General features: G+C 69.0%; 16 protein-coding genes and 1 pseudogene. 8 read left to right on the top strand and 9 right to left on the bottom strand.

Annotation, left to right across the window (positions count from 1 at the left end):
- Positions 1–66: 66 nt before the first annotated feature.
- The 5 genes from ACFCQI_RS11875 to ACFCQI_RS11855 form a co-directional block, all read right to left on the bottom strand.
- The gene (locus tag ACFCQI_RS11875) at positions 67–783 is read right to left on the bottom strand and encodes an ABC transporter ATP-binding protein (RefSeq protein WP_395116931.1); all 717 of its coding nucleotides are present in this window, start codon (positions 781–783) and stop codon (positions 67–69) included.
- Positions 784–956: 173 nt separating this feature from the next.
- Positions 957–2,228: an efflux RND transporter periplasmic adaptor subunit gene (locus ACFCQI_RS11870; protein WP_395116929.1), complete on the bottom strand. Its 1,272-nt coding sequence runs from the start codon at positions 2,226–2,228 to the stop codon at positions 957–959.
- 182 nt (positions 2,229–2,410) lie between these two features.
- Positions 2,411–3,016: a hypothetical protein gene (locus tag ACFCQI_RS11865; RefSeq protein WP_395116927.1), complete on the bottom strand. Its 606-nt coding sequence runs from the start codon at positions 3,014–3,016 to the stop codon at positions 2,411–2,413.
- Positions 3,017–3,018: 2 nt separating this feature from the next.
- Positions 3,019–3,219: a hemin uptake protein HemP gene (hemP, locus tag ACFCQI_RS11860; RefSeq protein WP_395116925.1), complete on the bottom strand. Its 201-nt coding sequence runs from the start codon at positions 3,217–3,219 to the stop codon at positions 3,019–3,021.
- An 85-nt stretch (positions 3,220–3,304) separates the two neighbouring features.
- Entirely contained in the window at positions 3,305–4,276 is a 972-nt protein-coding gene (locus ACFCQI_RS11855; protein WP_395116923.1) for a potassium channel beta subunit family protein, read from the bottom strand.
- 208 nt (positions 4,277–4,484) lie between these two features.
- Between ACFCQI_RS11855 and ACFCQI_RS11850 the strand changes: the two are divergent.
- Both ACFCQI_RS11850 and ACFCQI_RS11845 read left to right on the top strand, forming a co-directional pair.
- Positions 4,485–4,704 (top strand): annotated as a pseudogene (locus tag ACFCQI_RS11850) (AbrB/MazE/SpoVT family DNA-binding domain-containing protein).
- 3 nt (positions 4,705–4,707) lie between these two features.
- Complete coding sequence (locus ACFCQI_RS11845) at positions 4,708–5,142, top strand: type II toxin-antitoxin system death-on-curing family toxin (RefSeq protein ID WP_395116921.1); 435 nt, start codon at positions 4,708–4,710, stop codon at positions 5,140–5,142.
- Positions 5,143–5,555: 413 nt separating this feature from the next.
- Here the strand turns inward: ACFCQI_RS11845 and murD are convergent, their stop codons facing one another.
- From murD to ACFCQI_RS11825, 4 genes are all read right to left on the bottom strand, one after another.
- Positions 5,556–6,911: a UDP-N-acetylmuramoyl-L-alanine--D-glutamate ligase gene (murD, locus tag ACFCQI_RS11840; protein ID WP_395116919.1), complete on the bottom strand. Its 1,356-nt coding sequence runs from the start codon at positions 6,909–6,911 to the stop codon at positions 5,556–5,558.
- A complete protein-coding gene (gene murL, locus ACFCQI_RS11835) occupies positions 6,911–8,284 on the bottom strand; it encodes a UDP-N-acetyl-alpha-D-muramoyl-L-alanyl-L-glutamate epimerase (RefSeq protein ID WP_395121349.1) in 1,374 nt (457 codons plus the stop codon). The genes murD and murL overlap by 1 nt, the downstream gene beginning before the upstream one ends.
- 122 nt (positions 8,285–8,406) lie before the next feature.
- Positions 8,407–11,022 carry a bifunctional aspartate kinase/diaminopimelate decarboxylase gene (locus ACFCQI_RS11830; protein WP_395116917.1) on the bottom strand — a complete coding sequence of 872 codons (2,616 nt, stop codon included), beginning with the start codon at positions 11,020–11,022 and terminating at the stop codon, positions 8,407–8,409.
- 282 nt (positions 11,023–11,304) lie between these two features.
- Positions 11,305–12,822, bottom strand: a complete 1,518-nt coding sequence (locus tag ACFCQI_RS11825; RefSeq protein WP_395116915.1) for a fumarate hydratase — start codon at positions 12,820–12,822, stop codon at positions 11,305–11,307.
- Here ACFCQI_RS11825 and ACFCQI_RS11820 point away from each other — a divergent pair.
- The 6 genes from ACFCQI_RS11820 to ACFCQI_RS11795 all read left to right on the top strand — a co-directional run bounded on the left by ACFCQI_RS11820 (position 12,821) and on the right by ACFCQI_RS11795 (position 20,340).
- Entirely contained in the window at positions 12,821–13,051 is a 231-nt protein-coding gene (locus ACFCQI_RS11820) for a hypothetical protein (protein WP_395116913.1), read from the top strand. The genes ACFCQI_RS11825 and ACFCQI_RS11820 overlap by 2 nt on opposite strands.
- A gap of 89 nt (positions 13,052–13,140) precedes the next feature.
- Positions 13,141–15,045: a protease pro-enzyme activation domain-containing protein gene (locus tag ACFCQI_RS11815; RefSeq protein ID WP_395116911.1), complete on the top strand. Its 1,905-nt coding sequence runs from the start codon at positions 13,141–13,143 to the stop codon at positions 15,043–15,045.
- Positions 15,046–15,146: 101 nt separating this feature from the next.
- Positions 15,147–16,034: a PhzF family phenazine biosynthesis protein gene (locus tag ACFCQI_RS11810; protein ID WP_395116909.1), complete on the top strand. Its 888-nt coding sequence runs from the start codon at positions 15,147–15,149 to the stop codon at positions 16,032–16,034.
- 69 nt (positions 16,035–16,103) lie between these two features.
- Complete coding sequence (locus tag ACFCQI_RS11805) at positions 16,104–17,432, top strand: APC family permease (protein ID WP_395116907.1); 1,329 nt, start codon at positions 16,104–16,106, stop codon at positions 17,430–17,432.
- A 113-nt stretch (positions 17,433–17,545) separates the two neighbouring features.
- A complete protein-coding gene (locus ACFCQI_RS11800; protein ID WP_395116905.1) occupies positions 17,546–18,076 on the top strand; it encodes a (2Fe-2S)-binding protein in 531 nt (176 codons plus the stop codon).
- Positions 18,073–20,340 carry a molybdopterin cofactor-binding domain-containing protein gene (locus tag ACFCQI_RS11795; RefSeq protein WP_395116903.1) on the top strand — a complete coding sequence of 756 codons (2,268 nt, stop codon included), beginning with the start codon at positions 18,073–18,075 and terminating at the stop codon, positions 20,338–20,340. The genes ACFCQI_RS11800 and ACFCQI_RS11795 overlap by 4 nt, the downstream gene beginning before the upstream one ends.

Genomic DNA, 20,340 nt, shown 5'->3' with positions numbered 1-20,340 from the left:
TGGTTCCCTGGAGCCGGGTGCGGGATTCGTCAAGGCCGACGCGGTACGCGAGCCTTTCCGATTCCCCTATTCCCGGGTTCCCGCCCCCTGCTTCACCGCGTGGAAGCGCGGCTCCTCGGCCAGATCCACCACCTGGCCGTCGATGATGTGCACGTTGCGCTGGGCGCGGGCGGCCAGCTCCGGATCATGCGTGACCATCACGATGGTGGCGCCGTCGCGGTGGATCTCCTCCAGCAGCTCCATCACGCCGCGAGCCATCTGGGTGTCGAGGTTGCCGGTGGGCTCATCCGCCAGCAGCAGGCGCGGCGAGCCGGCCAGCGCGCGGGCGATCGCCACGCGCTGCTGCTGGCCGCCGGAGAGTTCGGCGGGGTAGTGCTTGGCGCGCGAGGCCAGGCCCACGCGTTCCAGCGAGTCCATGATCCGCTGCTTGCGCTCGGCCGACTTCATGCCGCGATAGCGCAGCGGCACCTCGATGTTGTCGAACACGTTGAGGTCGGGGATCAGGTTGAACGCCTGGAAAATGAAGCCGATCTTCTCGTTGCGGATCTTCGAGCGGGCGTTGTCGTTGAGGTTGCTGACCTCCACGCCGTCGAGGTGGTACTCGCCGCCGGTGAACGTCTCCAGCAGGCCGGCGATGGTCAGGAAGGTGGTCTTGCCCGAACCGGACGGCCCGGTCACGGCCACGAACTCGCCCTCCTTCACGTCGATGTTGAAATCGCGCAGCGCATAGGTCTCCACCACTTCGGTGCGGTAGACCTTGGACAGGTGGGTCATCTTGAGCATGCTGGTTCCTCGGTGGTGGTGATCTTGAGCCCCTCTCCCATCGGCGACCTTGGGAGTCCCCTTGCGGGTGAGAGGGGTTGGGGAGAGGGTTCGGCTATCGCGAGAAAGTCTGCGCAGGCCCCGTACCCTCATCCGCCCTTCGGGCACCTTCTCCCGGGGGAGAAGGAAAATAGTCAGTTGCTTATCGCGACGGTGGCTGCGCCCTTGAAGCTGTCGGTGCCGGAGATCACGATCTTGTCGCCTTCCTTCAGGCCTTCGAGGATCTCCACCTTGTCGATGCTGGAGGCGCCGATGCGGATCGGGGTCTTCGTGGCGATGCCGTCGTGCACCAGGTAGGCGTAGCTGCCGCCGGATTCGTCGACGAAGGAGCCGCGCTGCACGGTGAGCACGTTGTCGCGCTTGTCCAGCAGCACGCGCACCGACAGGCGCTGGTTCTGGCGCAGCTGGTTCGGCGTGGTGCCGTCGAAGCGCAGCCGCGCGGCGACCTGGCCGTTGACCACTTCGGGCGAGATCGCGCTGACGATGCCCTTCCAGGTGTGGCCGTTGCCGCTGATCTCGCCGGTCATGCCGATGCCGAGGTCGCGGGCGAAACTCTCCGGCACCTGCATCTCCACCTGCAGTGCGGACAGGTCGACCACGCTGAGCAGCTGCGCATCCTTGGCCACGGTGGCCTTTTCGGCGATGAACAACTGGCCGACCTGGCCATCCACCGGCGACTTCACGTGGAGGTCGTCGACCTGGCGCTTGAGGTCGGCCACCAGCAGCAGCTGGCGGTCATGCGCCAGCTTCTTGGACTGGATGTCGAAGTTGAGACTGGCGTTGTCCATGCCCAGGTCGCTGCGCGCGTGTTCCAGGGCGATGTTGGCCTTGTCCAGGGTGTCCTTGGCGCGGTCGACGTCCATGCTGGGCACGGCACCGCGGGCGAACGCCTTCTGGTAGCGGGCGAGATCGCGCTGCGCGGTCTGCAGGTCGATCTTGGCGTTGTCGTACGCCTTCTGCAGGGCGGAGCGCTGCTTGCGCGCATCGACCTGCGCACGCAGGTAGTCGACCTGCATCGCGTCGGCGTTGCTCTGTTCCTGCGCCAGCTTGTTGGTCAGCTCGGGGCTGTCGATGGTGGCCAGCACCTGGCCTTTCTTCACCGTGTCGCCGGCGTGCACCTGCAGCGTCACCGCGCCGCCGGAGGTCGCGTACAAGGTGGGGCTGACCGCGGCCACCACCTTGCCCTCGGCGGCGATGTCGCGCACGAACGGGCCGCGCTCGACGGTGGCGAACGACAGCCGCGAGGCGCTCACCGAACCGGAGGCGGAGAACAGCCGGCCGATCCCCGGCGCCAGCCAGGCCAGCAGGCCGATCACGAGCACGCCGACGGCAGCGAGGATCAGCTGCCGCTTGCGATTGGGTTTGACCTCTACCAGTTTGTCCTGTGCCGATGTGTCGCGAATCATCGTGTCGTTCCCGGCCGCGTGCAGGGCGGCTACGCAGGAGACAGAGCAATCCGCATGCCATCGACGCGATGCCGAGAAAACACCATTTTTTCAATGTGTTGCGACGCACCCGTGGCGGTGGCGCAGTGTCCGCGGACAGTGCACGGACAGCCGGACGCCGCCGCTGGCGACGACCGGCGGGTTCAGCGGAGCGTGGCCGCGTCGCGGGCGATGCGCGCTGCCACGTCGCGCCCCAGCGGCGAAGCGGACGCCACGGCATCTGCGCCCAGCAATTTCAGGCCGGCGGCAAAGCGGCGCAATCGGAAACGCAGCACCCGCACCGCGGCCGGCGGCGATGCGAACGCGTCCGCGCGAGCGCCGGCCGCCGCGATGTCGGCACCGGCGCACAAGGCGTCCCAGGCCAGATAGTCGGTATCCGGCAACAGGTAGAGCCGGGCGAGCAGGCACTCGTGCGCATCGCGGCATTCCATCCACTCGCGCGGGCCATCGGCAGTGACTGCGCTGGCGAACGCCAGGGTGCGCGTATGCAGCAACGGCGCGAGATCGGCGGATTCGACCAGCAAGCCCGACAACGGCCTGCCGCGCAACATGCAGGGCATCACACTCGGCGCATACAACACGTTGCCCAGCGCCGGCAGTCCGGCCAGCCATCGCGCAGTGGACAGGCACAACCACGACCTGCACGTGGCGGCGGCCTCCTCCGAGCCGCAGATGCCGGTTCGCCTGCCTGTGGCGAACTGCGCCGTCATCCGCCGCAACAGGGCGGCACGATCCAGCCGCATGCCCATGGCTATTTGGTCAGGATCAGTTTGTCGTTGCGGGTCAGGCGCAGGTGGTACTCGCTGCCCTGATGCTGGATCACCAGCTCGCGCCCGCCGGCCAGCAGCAGATCGCTGGCGACCCGGCGCGTGGTGGTGGCGAGCCGCGGCGCCGCGCCGCGGTGCACGGCAGAAGGGGGAAACGGGGACGGACGCAAGGAGAGGACGGGCATCGGAGTTCCTGCGGTGGCGGATACTCAAATAATAATCATTCTCATTTGAGAGTCAACCACCCTCGCGGACTCCATGCGCGACGGGTCAGCCACCCACCGCCTGCCGCATGCGCCCGGCGAGCGCCGCATCCAGTCGCGGCAGCAGCTCCAGCGCGTCCAGGTTCTGCGCCAGCTGCTCGCGCTTGCTCGCACCCAGCATCACGGTGGATACGTGCGGGTTCAGCAGGCACCAGGCGATCGCCAGTTGCGCCAGGCTGGTGCCCAGCTCGTCGGCTATCGGCTGCAGCGCGCGCACCTGCACCAGGCGCTCGTCGCCCTCGCCCAGCACGCTCTTGCGCAACCATTCGTAGCCCGGTTGCGCGAGCCGCGAGTCGGCGGGGATGCCCCGGTCGTACTTGCCGCTCAGCAGGCCCGAAGCCAGCGGCGACCAGATCGTGGTGCCCATGCCGTACTTCTCGTACAGCGGCGCATATTCGCGCTCCACTCGCTCGCGGTGCAGCAGGTTGTACTGGGGCTGCTCCATCACCGGCGCGTAGAAATGATTCTCGCGCGCCACCCGATGGGCCTCTTCGATCGCCTCGGCCGGCCATTCGCTGGTGCCCCAGTACAGCACCTTGCCCTGGCGAATCAGCGTATCCATCGCCGCCACGGTTTCGTCGACCGGCGTGTCCGGATCGGGACGATGGCAGAAATACAGGTCCAGATAGTCCACGTGCAGGCGCTGCATGGCCTGGTGGCAGGCCTCGATCACGTGTTTGCGCGACAAGCCGCGCTGGGTCGGCAGCGGCTCGTCCACGGCCCCGAAGAACACCTTGCTGGATACGCAGTAGCTGTCGCGTGGAAAGCGCAGATCGGCCAGCACGTCGCCCATCACCTGCTCGGCCACGCCGTTGTTGTAGGTCTCGGCGTTGTCGAAGTAGTTCACCCCGCGATCGTGCGCCAGCGCCAGCATGTCGCGCGCCTCGCTGCGCCCGACCTGCCTGCCGAAGGTGACCCAGGCGCCGAACGACAACGCGGACAACTGCAGGCCGGATCGGCCGAGGCGACGGTATTGCATGGGATGACTCCTTAGATCAGGAACGGAATGAGCGGGAAATGCCCGAGCATGGCATGGCGGACGTCACGGCAAGGTCGGCAACGATGCCTGTCATGCCAAGTCCGTATTCTCGCGCGCTGGCGGCAATGCGGCTGCACCGCAACGTGCCACGCGCTGCAGCCGGGAAATCGAGCGTATGACATACGTTATAACCATTCTGGAGGCCGCCATGAAACTGAAGATCACCACCATCGGCAACTCCGCCGGTGTCATCCTGCCGCGAACTGCTGGCCCGCCTGCGGCTGGAGAAAGGCGACGAGCTGTTCGCGCTGGAAACCCCCGACGGCATCCGCCTCACTACCTACGACCCCACCCTGGCCAGGCAGATGGAGGTGGCGGAGGAGGTCGTGCGCAAGCGGCGCACCTTGCTGCACAAACTGGCGCAGTAGCAGATGACCGTCATCATCTGGATCGAAAAGCCGCTCGCCATCGCCACCCACGAACGCCAGCTGGCGGAACATGGCGGCAGTGCCGGCGTGCGCGACGACAGCCGGCTGGACTCCGCACTCGCCCGACCGCAGCAAGGCCACGCCCATGATGATCCACCGCCGGATCTCGCCGACCTCGCGGCCAGCCTCGCGTTCGGCCTGGCGCGCAACCATCCTTTCGTCGACGGCAACAAGCGCACGGTCGCTGTGTTCTGCGAAACCTTCGTCCTGCTCAACGGCGGCACCCTCGATGCCGACGATCTCGAACTGTACCCGCGCTACCTGGCCCTCGCCGAAGGCAGCCTGGCCGAAGCCGAGTTCGCCGCCTGGCTGCGCCAGCACATCAAGCTCGACGACAAGAAGCGCGTGAACGAGCCGCGTAAGCGCTGCGCGTGCTGAAGCCCCGCTTTTCCGTCATTCCCTCGAAAGTGGGAATCCGATGTCCTCGGTCATTCTCGGGTCGAACCGAAACACTGTCCGAGCTTGTCCAGCCTCGTTGTCGAACAACTCGCGTGGATGACTGCGCCCAGGTGTCACCTGCCCTCGGCAGTATTTCAGAACGCCCCGACACCGACTCGGCGAATCGCCGCTCGCCGATCAGCGCGGGCCAGTCAGTCCGAAATGCCAGCCCTTGTACACATCCGCCGTGCCACGGACGGCCATCGTGAATTCCCTGCTCCCGCCCCTCTGCATCGGTTTCCCCCGCGCAGGTCATCCATGAAACATGCGCAGCGGGTCGAATGGCAGACACCTGCAGACGCGACAAGTCGACCGGTGCCCTTCGCGACATGCCACGCGGTTGGTGGACCGGCTCAGTCGATGCCCAGGCCTTCGATGCCGGTGATGGCCACATCGAACCCGGCGAGCGCGGCGAAGCGACGGCCGCGTTCGGCGTAGTCCTTGAACTGGTCGAAGCTCGGCGCGCCCGGAGAGAGCAGGATCACGCCACCACGCGGGGTGTGCGTCTTCGCCTCGGCGACGGCGCCGGCGAGGTCGTCGACAGGCAGGATCGGACAACGTACTTCCGCCTCGCGCAGGGCCGCCTCGATGCGCGCGCCGTTGGCGCCCATGCAGACGATCGCGTGCGCGGGCGCGCTGCGCATCGCCTCGACGAACGGCGTCCAGTCCAGGCCGCGGTCGTGGCCGCCGACCAGCACGGTCACTGTGCGGCCATGCAGGCTTTCCAGTGCAGCCAGCGTGGCCAGCGGCGTGGTGCTGATCGAGTCGTTGACCCAGTGCCAGCCGTCGTGTTCGCCCAGCGGCTGCAGCCGGTGCGGCAGCGGGCGGAAGGTGGCCAGTGCCGGCGCGGCGGCGAGCGCGTCCATGCCGATCGTTTCCAGCGCGGCCAGCGCGGCGCAGGCGTTGAGCGCGTTGTGCAGGCCGGGCGCCGCCAGCGCGACGCTGTCGAATACCGGCTGCGCACCGCGGCAGACCATGCCATCGCGCACATGCCAGCCTTCCGGCGTGCCGAACACCAGGCGATGCGGATGCGCGGCGGTGTACTGCAGCAGATTCGGCTGCAGGCCGTTGACCAGCAGCGTGCGCGACACGTCGGCCAGCTTCAGCTTGTCGGCCACGTAGCGCTCGCGCGAGCCGTGCCAGTCCAGGTGTTCCTCGTACAGGCTGGTGACCACGCCCAGTTCCAGCGGGCCGGCTTCGCCGGTCTGGAAGCTGGACAGTTCGATCACCCACAGGTCCGCGTGCTGGTCGAGCAGCTCCGGCAACGGCAGGCCGATGTTGCCGGCCAGCGCGGTGCGCACGCCGAGTGCGCGCGCCAGGTGCGCGAGCAGCGCGCTGGTGGTGCTCTTGCCCTTGGTGCCGGTGACCGCGATCACGCGCGCATCCGGATGCTCGCCAAACCAAAGCGCGGTACCGGAAGTGAACCGCGTGCCTTGCGCCTGCGCGGCCAGCAACGCCGGCTTGTAGGCGGAGATGCCGGGCGACTTCACCACCACCTCGAAGCGGGCCAGCGCCACCGCATCCGGCTCGCCGACGACGATATCCAGCGCCGCGTCGAACGCACGCGCCGCCTCGACTTCGGCGGCGCTGCAGAACAAGGTCAGTGCCTGCGTCGGCAGCCGCGAACGCAGCGCCTTGATCACCGCGTGACCTTCGCGGCCGAAACCCCAGATCGCGACGCGGCGATCGCGAAGCTCGTCGAAGCGCATCAACCGATCGCCGCCAGCGCCGGCTGCAGGCGTGCCGGCACGCGGTGTTCGGGCGACGGCTGCAGCCACGGCTCCAGCGCCAGCTGCGTTGCGTCGAGCTGCGGCAGGATTTCGCTGCGGAAGCGTTCGACCAGCGCATCTTCCTGCCACTCCGGCCGCTGGCTCAGCGCATGCATCGCCGCGCGCGCCTCGGCGCCCTCGCCCACGCACTCGAACGGCTTGTGGTCCTGGTATTCCAGCAGCGCGTCGAAGCCGGCGGCCTGGTTTTCGTCATCCAGCAGGTTGCGGCCGAAGATCGCCAGCAGCCGCGGCTTGGGCAGGAACGGCGCCAGCGCGAGGAACACGAAGTGGCACTTCGGGCACTGCCCGCACCAGCGGTCGACCGGCTTCGGGCCGAGCAGCTTGAAGTTGCGGTTGCAGCTGGAGAACACGTCGAAATACGGCGTCAGCTTCGCGAACGCATGGGTGATCGCCAGCTCAGAGTACGGCCGCAGCAGCGAGCAGTAGTCGAGGTCGCTGGCCACGTGCGTGTGCAGCCAGTCGCCCAGCAGCGTCTCGAACGCGAGGCTCTTGCTCCACTGGTGGTTCACCTGCTGGCCGTCGTATTCCAAGGTGGCAGCCGAGGCGGAACGCTCGTTGGCGAACGCGATCGAATCGTAGCCGTACAGGACCGCGGCGACGGCGAGGATCGCCGAATTCACCGCGGTCACCGGAATGTGCCCGTTCCACGCGCCGAGCCGGTTCAGCTCGAACAGGCTCGGCGCCAGTTCGCGTTGGATGTTCAAGGTGGGCAGGCCGGTCCGCTCGGCGCAGCCGGCGATCAGCGCGGAGCTGCCGACCCATACCGCAGTCGCCTCGCCGCCGATGGACTTGATCGCCTCCACCGCCACCAGCGAATCCTTGCCGCCGCCGATCGGCACCAGGGTGCGTTTGGGCAGACCGAGCGAGGAGGCTTCCGACGGGGCCGTGCTCTCACCCCGACCCTCTCCCTCTTGGGGAAAGGGAGACGCTGTGCTTCGCGGAAAACTTATGCGCCCGCGCAGGTCCAGCCCGTTGCGATAGGCGAACTCGGCCAGCCCGTGTAGGTACAGCTGTTCCAGCAGTTCGGCGGTGGCATCGTCGAGCGGACCATCGGCCAGCTCGATCTTCGGCGGCACGCCGGCCTTGTAGTAGCTGACGCCGGCGACCAGATGCAGCAGTTTCAGCGCCGCACCGAACGCCGCGCGCCGCTCGGCGGGAACCGCCGGCGCCTGCGGAAAGCGGATCGTCTCGACCAGTTCCTCGCCGTCGTCGAACGCATACGCCAGCTCGGCCACGCCGTCGGTGTAGCTCGCACGCACGAAGCGGAAGACCCGGGTGAGGCGCGGTTGCATCGTGTTGCTCACATCTTTCTCCATCGCCCGCATCGTCGGGAGCGAACAGGCTGATTCTAGCTTCAGGCGGTGCCCGCTCGATGGCTTTCGCCGGCCAAAGAGCGGAACAGGCGCGCTCCGGATCAGTCGTCGATCACCACCTCGTCGGCCTCGTCGCGCAGGTTGTAATGCGAGGACATCACCTTGCCGTAGGCACCGGCCTGCGCGATCAGGATCACGTCGCCCTCGGCCGCCTCCTGCAATCGGCGGTCGGTGCCCAGCACGTCGCCGGACTCGCAGATCGGGCCGACCACCTGGTAAAGCGCGGTGGCCGGTTCGCCAAGCCGGGTGAGGTTGACGATCTTGTGCCAGGCGTCGTACAGCGCGGGGCGGATCAGGCTGTTCATGCCGGTGTCCACGCCGAGATAGCGGAACCCGCCCTTGTCCTTCAGCTGGGTCACCCGCGTCAGCAACACGCCGGCGTCGGCGACCAGGTAGCGGCCCGGCTCCATCCACAGCTGGTATTGCGGATAGACCGCCTTGACCTCACGCAGCGCACGGTCGAGCGCGGCGATGTCCAGCGGCGCCTCGCCCGGGTGCGCCGGCACGCCGAGGCCACCGCCGATGTTGAGGAACACCACGCTGGCGATGCGCTCGGCCAGGCTGGCCAACTGCGCATACACCTCGCCCCAATGCGCGGCGTCGAGCACGCCCGAGCCAAGATGCGCGTGCAGGCCGCGCACGGCCACGCCATGCGCATCGGCCAGCTGCAGGAATGTCGGCAACTGATCCAGCGGCAGGCCGAACTTGCTGGCGCTGCCACCGGTACGCACTTTTTCGTGGTGGCCCAGGCCGCGGCCCAGGTCGACCCGCAACACGATCTCGCGACCGCGGAACAGCTCGCCCCAGTGCTGCAGCGGATGCAACGCGTCCAGCGTGACGCTGGCGCGGGTGCCCAGCGCATGGACGTAATCCTCGCGCGGCGCGAAGTTCGGCGTGAACAGCAGCGGCACCGATTCCGGCACCAACGCGGCGACCGCGTCCAATTCGCCCGGCGACACGCACTCGAACGCGAAGCCCTCCGCCGCCAGCGCGCGCAGGATCGCCGGATGGGTGTTCGCCTTCACCGCGTAGTGCAGCCGATCCACCGCCGCCAGCGATTTCAGCTCGCGCGCCTGCTGGCGCACCGTGGGCAGGTGGTAGACGTAACGCGGCGTGGCTTCGGCGGCCAGTTCCAGCAGGCGCGAACGCTGCGCCTGGCGCCACCATGCCGGCACGGCGGGAACCACTTCGCCGCCGCCATACAGCATCTGCCAACTGGGACCGAACAGCGCGCTGTCGTCCGTGCGCAGGGCGCCGGCGCCAATCAGCAAGTCGTGCAGATGCGGCAGCAACGCATCGACCACTTCCTCATCGACCACGAAGGTGAGATTCAGGTTGTTCGACGACTGCGAAATCATGTGCACGCGCAGCTGGCCGAACTCGGCCAGCACGCCGGACAAGGTGTGCAGCAGCGAGCGCATGCCGCGGCCGACCAGGGTGATCGCCGCGCACGGCGCGATCACCTTGACCCGGCACACCTTGGCCAGGTCGCTGGCCAGCGCGGCGATCGCGTCGGAGTCGAGCAGGTTCTCGGTGGGATCGAGCGACACGGTGACGTTGGTCTCGGCCGAACCGATCAGGTCCACCGACAGGCCGTGCTGCTTGAAATGCGCGAACACGTCAGCGAGGAAGCCGACCTGTTGCCACATGCCGACCGACTCCATCGAGACCAGGGTGATGCCCTTGCGCGCGCTGATCGCCTTCACGCTGGGCGCGTGCGCGCGCACCTCCGGGCCGATCACGGTGCCGTCGAGTTCGGGCCGGTTGGTGTCCTTGATCAGCAGCGGCACACGCGGCTCGCGCAGCGGCGACAGGCAGCGCGGGTGCAGCACCTTGGCGCCGGTGGAGGCGATTTCCTGCGCCTCCTCGTAATCCAGCCGCTGCAGCAGGCGCGCGCCGGGCACCTGACGCGGGTTGGCGGTGAACATGCCGGCCACGTCGGTCCAGATCTCCACCCGCGCCGCCTTCAGCAGCGCGCCGAAGTACGCCGCCGAGGTATCCGAGCCGCCCCGGCCGAGCAGCACGGTGCGGCCATGCGTTTCGCGCGCGATGAAGCCCTGGGTGATGAACACCTCGCCGAGCGCGGCCAGGCGCGCGTTCAAGGCCGGGTCGGGCTTCGCCTCGACCATCGCCGACAGCAGCCGGGTGCGCTCGTTCTGGTTCGGCAACGCGACCGCCGCCAGGCAGTCGCGCGCGTCCAGCCACTGCGTGGGCAGGCCGCTGTGGCTGAGGAAGGCGGCGCCGAGCGCGCTGGACATCAGCTCGCCGTGGGCCTGCACCTGCGCCTGCCAGGCCAGCTCGCCGCGCGCCGCGGGGCCGTCCTCGGCCAGCCGCGCCAGCTCGCCCAGCCGCTCGCCGAGCGTGTCCGGCAAGGCCAGCTGCATGTGCTCCAGCAGGTCGTAGTGGCGCTGCGCGATCGCGCCGGCCGCCGCCTTGCGCTTGTCCTGCCCGCCCTCGCCGCACAGTTGTTTCAACGCGTCGGTGATGCCGGTCAGCGCGGAAACGACGACCAGCACGCGCGCGCCTTCGGCGCGGCGGCTGGCGACCAGCTCACGAATGTTCTGCCAGCGCGGCAGCGTGGCGACGCTGGTGCCGCCGAACTTCATCACGATCCAGGGAGCGTCGGCGGGCAGCGGCGCGGAGGTTGGCGAGGTCACGGGGGTTCGCTGTCAGGGGATGGTTGTTCAGTCAGTGTTGCGCTGCGACATTGGAATTGCAAATGGTTTTTCGAGGACGACTCGTTTGGACGTCTAGACTGCTGTTTGCCGTATGCGGGCAGTACCCTCCGGCCCTTCCTTGCCTCGTGCGGGGCGGCGGGCAGTGCCCCCCTGCGGGGTGTTCGGGGTTTCGATGGAGAGCTGAGGTGATCCTGAAACTCCCTCTCCTCAATCCTCCCCCGGAGGGGAAGGAGGCAAACGCGTGCGCTGCGCGCACTGCTTTTACTGCATGAAGACGGGGATCTTGCCGATCCTCGCCTGCCATTCGCGCGGACCGGTCTGGTGCACCGAGCTGCCGCCCGAGTCGACCGCCACGGTGACCGGCATGTCCTCGACGGTGAATTCGTAGATCGCCTCCATGCCCAGGTCGGCGAAACCGACCACGCGCGAGGCCTTGATCGCCTTGGAGACAAGGTACGCGGCGCCGCCCACCGCCATCAGGTACACCGAGCGGTGCTTCCTGATCGCCTCGATCGCGGCGGGGCCGCGCTCGGCCTTTCCGACCATGCCGAGCAGGCCGGTCTGCGCCAGTACCTGTTCGGTGAACTTGTCCATGCGCGTGGCGGTGGTGGGGCCGGCCGGGCCGACCACTTCCTCGCGCACCGGATCGACCGGGCCGACGTAGTAGATGAAGCGGCCGTTGAAATCCACCGGCAGCGGCTCGCCCCGGTTGAGCATCTCGACCATGCGCTTGTGCGCGGCGTCGCGGCCGGTGAGCAGCTTGCCGTTGAGCAGCAGCGTCTCGCCCGGCTTCCAGCTGGCCACGTCTTCGCGCGTCACCGTGTCGAGGTTCACCCGGCGGCCCTTGGAGGCGTCGTAGGTGAGCTTGGGCCAGTCTTCCAGCGACGGCGGGTCGAGCATCACCGGGCCGGAGCCGTCCAGCACGAAATGCGCGTGGCGGGTGGCGGCGCAGTTCGGGATCAGCGCCACCGGCAGGTTCGCCGCGTGGGTCGGGAAATCCCTCACCTTGACGTCGAGCACGGTGGTGAGGCCGCCCAGCCCCTGCGCGCCGATGCCCAGCGCGTTGACCTTCTCGAACAGCTCGATGCGCAGCTCCTCGGCGCGATTGGCGGGGCCGCGCGCGATCAGTTCCTGGATGTCGATTTCCTCCATCAGCGCCTCCTTCGCCATCAGCATCGCCTTCTCGGCGGTGCCGCCGATGCCGATGCCGAGCATCCCCGGCGGGCACCAGCCGGCGCCCATCGTGGGCACGGTCTTCAGCACCCAGTCGACGATCGAGTCGGACGGGTTGAGCATGGCGAACTTCGACTTCGCCTCGGAGCCGCCGCCCTTGGCCGCCACGATCACCTCGACGGTGTCGCCGGGCACGATCGACATGTTGACCACCGACGGCGTGTTGTCCTTCGTGTTGATGCGCTTGCCGGCCGGGTCCGCCAGCACGCTGGCGCGCAGCTTGTTGTCCGGGTCCATGTACGCGCGGCGCACGCCTTCGTTGGCCATGTCCTCCAGCGACATGGTGGCGTCGTCCCAGCGCACGTTCATGCCCACCTTGAGGAACACGGTGACGATGCCGGTGTCCTGGCACAGCGGCCGGTGGCCCTCGGCGGCCATGCGCGAGTTGATCAGGATCTGCGCCATCGCGTCCTTGGCGGCGGGTGATTCCTCGCGCTCGTACGCGGCGGCCAGGCTCTTGATGTAGTCGACCGGGTGGTAGTAGCTGATGTACTGCAGCGCGTCGGCGACGGACTGGATCAGGTCTTCTTGCTTGATGGAGGCCATGGATTCGCTGTGGGCAGACCGGGAAAACCGCCATTGTGCCGCACCGGCCACCGGCGGCAAAACCCGGCCGGGCGCAGCGCAGGCCGGCCTGCGGACGAAGGCACCCGGGCGTCTTTATCTCGGCAGGCACTTGGTACTAATCTCGCGCGAGCGGCGCAACGCCGGTCGTCAGGGGGAACTGACGACGTCGCTGGGGAAGTTGCAATTCGCACGTGAAACGCAGGGCTGAGCTTCAAAGCGCCGCCACCTTCCGTTCGTTGCCTGCCGAAAGTGCATCCGCTTTCCAGCCAGCCCTGTCCACTCCAGGGAGAAGCACTCATGCACTTCAAATTGCGCAGGAAAGTTCTCGCTATCAGCCTTGCGGCCATGCTGGCCGGTGTGGCCACCTCGGTCTCCGCCGCGGGTTTGCAGGCCGTCACCGACCAGGGCCTGGCACCCACCGACCAGAGCGTCACCGTCAGCCTCGTGCTGCGATTGCGCCACGAGGCCGAGCTTGAAAACTACGTTCGTCAGACCGCCACGCCCGGCAGCGCGAACTTCCAGAAGTTCCTCACCACGGCGCAGTTCGCCGAACGCTACGGCGCCACCGATGCGCAAATCGCCAAAGTGCAGGGCTACCTGAGCCAGCATGGGCTGCAGGGCGAGCTGCTGGACAGCCACCTGGTAATCAGTGTGCGCGGCACGATCGGCCAGTTCAGCCAGCTGTTCGGCACGCCGGTGCACAACTACGTGTCGCGCAAGACGGGCCAGCGCTTCCATCGCCCGGCGCGTCCGCTGGTGATGCCGGTCGGCCTGGGCGACAACGTGATCCTGGCCAGCGGCCTCAGCAACGAGTGGCATTACGTGCCGCACCACACGTCGAAGCTGCCGGTGACCAACCTGCGGCTGGCCAACCCGCCGACCACGCTGTCGGCGCAGGCAGGTGCGGCAGCGACCGGCAATCCCACCGCCACCGGGGTGCCTGGCCAGTACACCGTGGGCGACGTGGCCAACCTGTACAACATCAACCCGCTGTACCGGCGCGGCATCACCGGCAAGGGTTCGACCCTGGCCATCGTCACCCTGGCCACCTTCGACCCGTCTGACGCGGAGGATTACTGGACCGCGATCGGGCTCGACACCAAACCGAACCGCATCACCCAGGTGCATGTCGATGGCGGCGGCGGCACCAACGGCGCGGACGAGACCACGCTCGACGTGCAGCAGGCCGGCGGGCTGGCGCCGCAGGCCAACATCATCGTCTACGACGCGCCGAACGCCGGCTCCGGCTTCGTCGACGCGTTCGCCCGCGCGGTCTCCGACAACCGGGCGGACAGCATCTCGGCCAGCTGGGGCCTGGGCGAGATCTTCAACTTCGCGGCGCTGAACGTGGACGGCGCGCGCAACACCGACACCACCGACGTCGGCGACCTGCGTGCCTATCACCAGATTTTCCTGGAGGCAGCCGCGCAGGGGCAGTCGATGTTCGCCGCCAGCGGCGACTCCGGCGCCTACGACACGGTACGCGCCCTCGGCACCGGCGACGGACCGGGCGAGTTCAGCGCCCCGCTCACCGTCGATGCCCCGGCGTCGGATCCGTACATCACCGCTGCCGGCGGCACCACGGTGCCGGTGAAGTTCGTCAACTCCTCCGGCCAGGTGGTGCTGTCGATCGACCAGGAGAGCGTGTGGGGCTGGGATTACCTGCTGCCGTTCGTGCCCAGCCGTGACTATGTGTTCTCGGTCGGCGGCGGCGGTGGCGTCAGCGTCTACTGGCGCCAGCCGATGTACCAGCTCTTCACCAGCGGCATGGAGCGCAGCGAGAAAAACCAGGAGCTGACCTACAACGATCCGGCCACCGGCCCGTACACCTACCTGAAGCTGCCCGGCAACTTCAAGGGTCGCAACCTGCCGGACATCTCGCTCAACGCGGATCCGGAAACCGGCTACCTGCTGGTGTTCCAGGGCGGCCTGTACAGCTCCGGCGGCACCAGCTTCGTCGCACCGCAGTTGAACGGCATCACCGCGCTGTTGCGGCAGAGCACGGGCCATCGCATCGGCCTGTGGAACCCGCACATGTACCTGCTGCAGAACCTCTTCGGCTACGGCAAGTGGTCGGCGTTCAACCGCATCAGTGCCGGCGACAACTGGTTCTACGCCGGCAATGGCCGTTACAACCCGGGCGCCGGCATCGGCACCCTGGACGTGGCCAATTTCGACACGTTCCTGCGCGTGGGCTTCTGAGCGAACGCCCCGGCCCGCGCCGAATGCGCGGGCCGGTTCGCCGGCTTGTCGGCGAACGCCATCAATGCGATCTTCCGGCGACTCCCTCCCCCGGAACCGCCATGCCAGCACGCCGTTTCCTGCAACTGGACGTTTTCGCCGACCGCCTGCTCAACGGCAACCCGCTGGCCGTCGTGGTGGACGCCGAGGGGCTGGATGGCGCAGCGATGCAGCGCATCGCGCGCTGGACCAACCTCTCCGAAACCAGTTTCCTGCTGCCGCCTACCGAGCCGCAGGCGGACTACCGCGTGCGCATCTTCACGCCGCGCCAGGAGTTGCCGTTCGCCGGCCACCCCAGTGTGGGCAGCGCGTATGCAGCGATCGAGGCGGGGCTGGTCGATGCCGGCAAGCGCAGACTGACCCAGCAGTGCGAGGCCGGCCTGCTGCCGGTGCAGGTGGTCGGCGACGGCCCGGCACGAATCATCCACGTGCAGGCGCCGCCGGCCCGGTTGGGCGAGATCGATGATGCCCTGCGTGCGCAGCTCGCATCTGCATTGCGGGTGGAACTTGCGCGCGACGACGTCGTCCTGGTCGACAACGGACCGCACTGGATCCTGTGCAACCTGCGCGAGGCGGCACCGGTGCGCGCGCTGACGCCGGACATGGCGGCGCTGGCGGCGCTGTGCCTCCGGCACGACGCGGTCGGCGTCAGTGTGTTCGGGCATGAACGTTCCGATGTCGCGGCCATGGCGGTGCGCGCCTTCTGTCCCGCCGACGGCATCCCGGAGGACCCGGTCACCGGCAGCGCCAATGCGGCGATCATGGCCTGGCTCGGCGCGCGCGGCGATCGTGACGGCCATGGCCTGAACTATCGCGCCAGCCAGGGGCGCGAGGTGGGTCGCGACGGCCTGGTCGATGTAGCGCGCGACGCCGCCACCGGCGCCGTCACCATCGGCGGAGCCTGCGTCATCGGCGTGCGCGGCGAGCTGTTGTTTCCGGCCGCGGACTGATCACCGCCGCCTTGCCGAACGCGCGGCGCGCCGCCATGCTGTCGCGCCGCCATCCACATGACCCGACCGATGCCCTCAGCCCATCCCTCCGGCAGCTACCTGCGCAGCCTGCGCCCGTGGGACGCCGCCCTGATCGTGGTCGGCGGCATCATCGGCGGCGGCATCTTCCTCAACCCCGGCATCGTGGCGCAGCGCACCGAGTCGGGGCTGGCGCTGCTGCTGATGTGGGTGGCCGCCGGCGTGCTCACCCTGATCGGCGCGCTGTGCTACGCCGAGCTCGGCGCGCGCCGGCCGCACGCGGGCGGCACCTACGTCTACCTGCGCGAGGCGTTCGGGCCGCTGGCCGGCTTCCTGTTCGGCTGGACCATGCTGCTGGTGATCTACTCCGGCTCCAGCGCGGCGGTGGCGACGATCTTCGCCAGCTACGCCGCTTCGCTGTTCGGGCTGCCGCCGGCCTGGGCGCTGCCGCTGACCGTCGGCGCGCTGGTCTTCGTCGGCGGCATCAACCTGTTCGGCATCCGCCTCGGCGCGCAGATCCAGAACCTGTTCGCCCTGCTCAAGCTGCTGGCGGTGGCGGTGCTGGTGGTGTGCGGCCTGTTCCTCGCCGGCGCCGGCCACGGCCAGGTGCTGGCCGCCGATCCGGCGCGCCACGGCGTCGGCTTCATGGGCGCGGCGCTGCCGGTGCTGTTCGCGTATTCCGGCTTCACCTACCTCAACAACCTGGCCGGCGAAGTGCGCGACCCGCAGCGCACGCTGCCGCGCGCGCTGACCCTGGGCATGCTGCTGGTGATCGGCGCCTACGCGCTGGTCAACGTGGCCTACCTCGCCGTGCTCGGTCACGCCGGGCTCGCCGCCAGCACCGCGCCGGCGGCGGACGTGATGCAGCAGGTGGCCGGCCCGGTCGGCGCGAAGGTGATCGCGCTGGGCGTGGCGATCTCCACCCTCGGCTTCTGCAACATCACCCTGGTCGCCGGTGCGCGGGTGCTGCAGGTGATGGGCGAGGACGGGCTGTTCTTCCGCGCGGTGGCGCGGCTGCATCCGCGCTGGCGCACGCCGAACACCGCGCTGCTGCTGCTGACCGGCTGGGCCATCGTGCTGGCCCTTTCGGGCGGCTACGGCCAGTTGCTGGACTACGCCACCTTCGGCGACTGGCTGGCCTGCGCGGTGGGCGTGGCCACGCTGTTCTGGTATCGCCGGCACGATCCGGCCAACCCCGGCTTCCGCGTGCCCGGCTACCCGTGGCTGCCGTGGCTGTTCATCGCGACGGTTGGCGCGGTGGTGGTGGCCACCCTGCTCGACAACCCGCGCAACGCGGGCATGGGCCTGCTGATCATGGCCGCGGGCATCCCGGTGTACGGCATCTGGCGCCGCCTGGGCGAGCAGCACCGCGGCGCGTGACGCCGGCCCGGCGCACCGCTCGCTGCCGTCGACGATGAACGGCATGTGGCTGCGGGGCTGCTGCGGCCACACGGCAATGCCACAATAGGCAGACGATCCGCGGAGAAGTCCCGATGCTCCAATCCCACATCCTGCCGGCCGAACCGGCCAGCGCCATCGTGCCGGAGAAGGCACGCGAGGGCATCGATGTGCAGATCAACGGCGAGCATTATCGGCACACCGGCGACCCGCAGATGCCGCTGCTGTGGTACCTGCGCGACGTGTTGCGGCTGACCGGCACCAAGTACGGCGGCGCGCACGGCGAGAACGGCGCCGACCTCGTGCTGGTGGCGGACGCGGCGGTTTCCGCGGTCACGGTGCCGATGCAGACACTGGCCGGCAAGTCGATCACCACGGTGGAGGGGCTGGCCGGCGGCGGCGACAGCCTGCATCCGCTGCAGCAGGCCTTCATCGACGAGGACGCGATCGGCTGCGGCTACTGCACGCCGGGCTGGCTGATCGCCGGCGTGGCGCTGCTGCGGCGCAAGCCCAAGCCGAGCGACGACGACATCGACCAGTTGCCCAATCTGTGCCGCTGCGGCTGCCAGACCCGCGTGCGCCGCGCGATCAAGCGGGCGGCGGCCGGCAAGGCGGGCCAGTCGTGAGCAGCGAGCGCGGCAACTCCACGATCCGCCTCGATCGCCGTCGATTCCTGCAGGTGCTGGCCGGTACCGCCGGTGCGCTGGTGGTCGGCATCCGCCTGGCCGACGCCGCCGACGCTCCGTTGCCGCCAGCGCTGCTCGGCGACGACTTCCACGACCTCGGCGCCTATGTGCGCATCGACGCCGACGGCCTGGTGCTGATCGGTGCGCGCGACCCGGATACCGGCACCGGCGTGGCCACGGCCTTGCCGCGAATCATCGCCGACGAACTCGACGCCGACTGGGAGCGGGTCCGCGTGGTTGCGTTGGGGCTGGGCGTCAGCAACGACAACGGCCGGCCGAAGTGGACCTACGGCCACCAGGTGGGCGGTACCGGCAATTCCATCCCGGCCGCGTGGCGCGACCTGCGCCAGGTCGGCGCGCTGGCGCGCTGGCTGCTGTTGCAGGCGGCGGCGCGACGGCTCGGCGTTTCCGCCAGCCGGCTGCGCTGCGATGCGGGCACCGTGATCGCGCCCGACGGGCGCCGGGCCACCTACGGCAGTCTCGCCGCCGACGCCAGCCAGGTCGCGCTGCCCACGCAGGCGCCACCGGTGAAGGCCGCCAGCAGCTACCAGCTGATCGGCCGGCCCGCCGGCGACGTGGACGCGCATGCCATCGTCACCGGCCAGGCGCGCTACGCGATCGACGAGCATCTCGGCGATGCACTGGTCGCCGTGCTGGTGCACTGCCAGTGGCCGGACGGCACGCTGGCGCGCATCGACACCGGCGACGCGCTGGCGCAGCCCGGCGTGGTCAAGGTGATCCAGCTCAAGCCCGAGCCGGGCCAGCCGCGCGGCATGACGGTGATCGCCCCGGCCGTCGCCGTGCTGGCCGCCGACACCTGGGCTGCGCTGCGGGGCCGCGCCAAGCTCAAGCTCGAATGGAAGCCCGGCGCAGGCGGCGGGGAGAGCAGCAGCGGGCTGGAGCAACAGGCGCTGGCCACGCTCGCCGGCACCGATGCGCCGACCACGCGCGTGCGCGACGACGGCGACGTCGACGCCGCCGGCAAGAAAGCCGCGCGCCGCCTGCAGGCCACCTACGTGCAGCCCTGGCTGGCCCACGCCACCGCCGAGCCGATGAACTGCCTGGTGCGGCTGGACAAGGATCGCGCCAGCCTGGTGGTGCCGACCCAGGCGCCGCAGAAAGCCTGGGCGGTGGTGCAGCGCCTGACCGGTCTGCAGCCGGCGCAGATCGACATCCGCGTGCCGCGCGTGGGCGGCGGTTACGGTCGCCGACTGGACCACGATTTCGTCGCCGAGGCGGTGATCCTGGCGCAGGCGGTCGGCAAGCCGATACGCCTGCTGTGGACCCGCGACGAGGATTTCAGCCACGACTTCTACCGCTCCGGCTGCGTGCACCAGCTCAACGCCGTCGTCGACCGCAAGCGCCGGCTGATCGGCTGGAACCAGCGCATGGTCAGCGCCTCGGCGGCGAGCCTGCGCGGCGTGCCGGAAGATCGACTGTGGCGCTCCGAGCTGCGCGCCGACCAGTTGCCCGCCGGCCTGGTGCCGAACTACCGCAGCGACTGGTACGCGCAGGCCTCGGCGATGCCGCGGGGACCGTTCCGCGGCATGCCGCATCTCAGCAACGCGTTCGCGGTGGAAAGCTTCATCGACGAGATCGCCCACCAGCTGCGCGAAGATCCGCTGAAGACGCGGCTGCGCATCCTCGGCGAACCGCGCCAGCTGCCGTTGGGCGGCGACGCCGTGCTCGATGTCGGCCGCCTTCGCAACGTGCTGCAACTGGTCGCCGACCGCATCGTGTGGAAGAACTGGCTGCACAGCATCAACGGCCTGGGCCTCGCCTGCTGGCACGTCGACGGCGCCTACGTGGCGCACGCCATCGAGGTCGCGCTGCAAGGCCAGACGCTGGTGGTCCGCCGCGTGGCCTGCGCCGTCGACGTGGGTCGCGTGGTGAATCCGCTGGGCCTGGAAGGACAGATCGCCGGCGCCACGCTGGACGCCTTGTCGCTCGCGCTGCACCCGGCGATCACCTTCAAGGATGGCCAGGTCCAGCAGCACGGCTACAAGGATTACCCGCTGGCCACCATGACCGAGCTGCCGCGCGAGGTGGAAGTGATCACCGTGCCCGGCGACCGCGACCCCAGTGGCGCGAGCTTCCTGGCGATGCCCAGCGTCGCGCCCGCGCTGGCCAACGCCGTGTTCCGCGCCAGCGCCGTGCGCGTGCGCCGGTTGCCGCTGATGAAGGAACTGATGCGGCTGCTCTGA

Origin of the sequence: Rhodanobacter sp. FW102-FHT14D06, assembly GCF_043950705.1 — a bacterium.
GTDB lineage: Bacteria > Pseudomonadota > Gammaproteobacteria > Xanthomonadales > Rhodanobacteraceae > Rhodanobacter.
Note: the sequence above shows the minus strand (reverse complement) of the source record. Positions and strands in the feature narration are given on the sequence as shown.

Excerpts from the sequence above, each read along its gene's own strand:
- ACFCQI_RS11875 (WP_395116931.1), bottom strand. The coding sequence starts at position 783 with ATGCTCAAGATGACCCACCTGTCCAAGGTCTACCGCACCGAAGTGGTG.
- ACFCQI_RS11870 (WP_395116929.1), bottom strand. The coding sequence starts at position 2,228 with ATGATTCGCGACACATCGGCACAGGACAAACTGGTAGAGGTCAAACCC.
- ACFCQI_RS11865 (WP_395116927.1), bottom strand. The coding sequence starts at position 3,016 with ATGGGCATGCGGCTGGATCGTGCCGCCCTGTTGCGGCGGATGACGGCG.
- hemP (WP_395116925.1), bottom strand. The coding sequence starts at position 3,219 with ATGCCCGTCCTCTCCTTGCGTCCGTCCCCGTTTCCCCCTTCTGCCGTG.
- ACFCQI_RS11855 (WP_395116923.1), bottom strand. The coding sequence starts at position 4,276 with ATGCAATACCGTCGCCTCGGCCGATCCGGCCTGCAGTTGTCCGCGTTG.
- ACFCQI_RS11845 (WP_395116921.1), top strand. The coding sequence starts at position 4,708 with ATGACCGTCATCATCTGGATCGAAAAGCCGCTCGCCATCGCCACCCAC.
- murD (WP_395116919.1), bottom strand. The coding sequence starts at position 6,911 with ATGCGCTTCGACGAGCTTCGCGATCGCCGCGTCGCGATCTGGGGTTTC.
- murL (WP_395121349.1), bottom strand. The coding sequence starts at position 8,284 with ATGCAACCGCGCCTCACCCGGGTCTTCCGCTTCGTGCGTGCGAGCTAC.
- ACFCQI_RS11820 (WP_395116913.1), top strand. The coding sequence starts at position 12,821 with ATGGATTCGCTGTGGGCAGACCGGGAAAACCGCCATTGTGCCGCACCG.
- ACFCQI_RS11825 (WP_395116915.1), bottom strand. The coding sequence starts at position 12,822 with ATGGCCTCCATCAAGCAAGAAGACCTGATCCAGTCCGTCGCCGACGCG.
- ACFCQI_RS11815 (WP_395116911.1), top strand. The coding sequence starts at position 13,141 with ATGCACTTCAAATTGCGCAGGAAAGTTCTCGCTATCAGCCTTGCGGCC.
- ACFCQI_RS11810 (WP_395116909.1), top strand. The coding sequence starts at position 15,147 with ATGCCAGCACGCCGTTTCCTGCAACTGGACGTTTTCGCCGACCGCCTG.
- ACFCQI_RS11805 (WP_395116907.1), top strand. The coding sequence starts at position 16,104 with ATGCCCTCAGCCCATCCCTCCGGCAGCTACCTGCGCAGCCTGCGCCCG.
- ACFCQI_RS11800 (WP_395116905.1), top strand. The coding sequence starts at position 17,546 with ATGCTCCAATCCCACATCCTGCCGGCCGAACCGGCCAGCGCCATCGTG.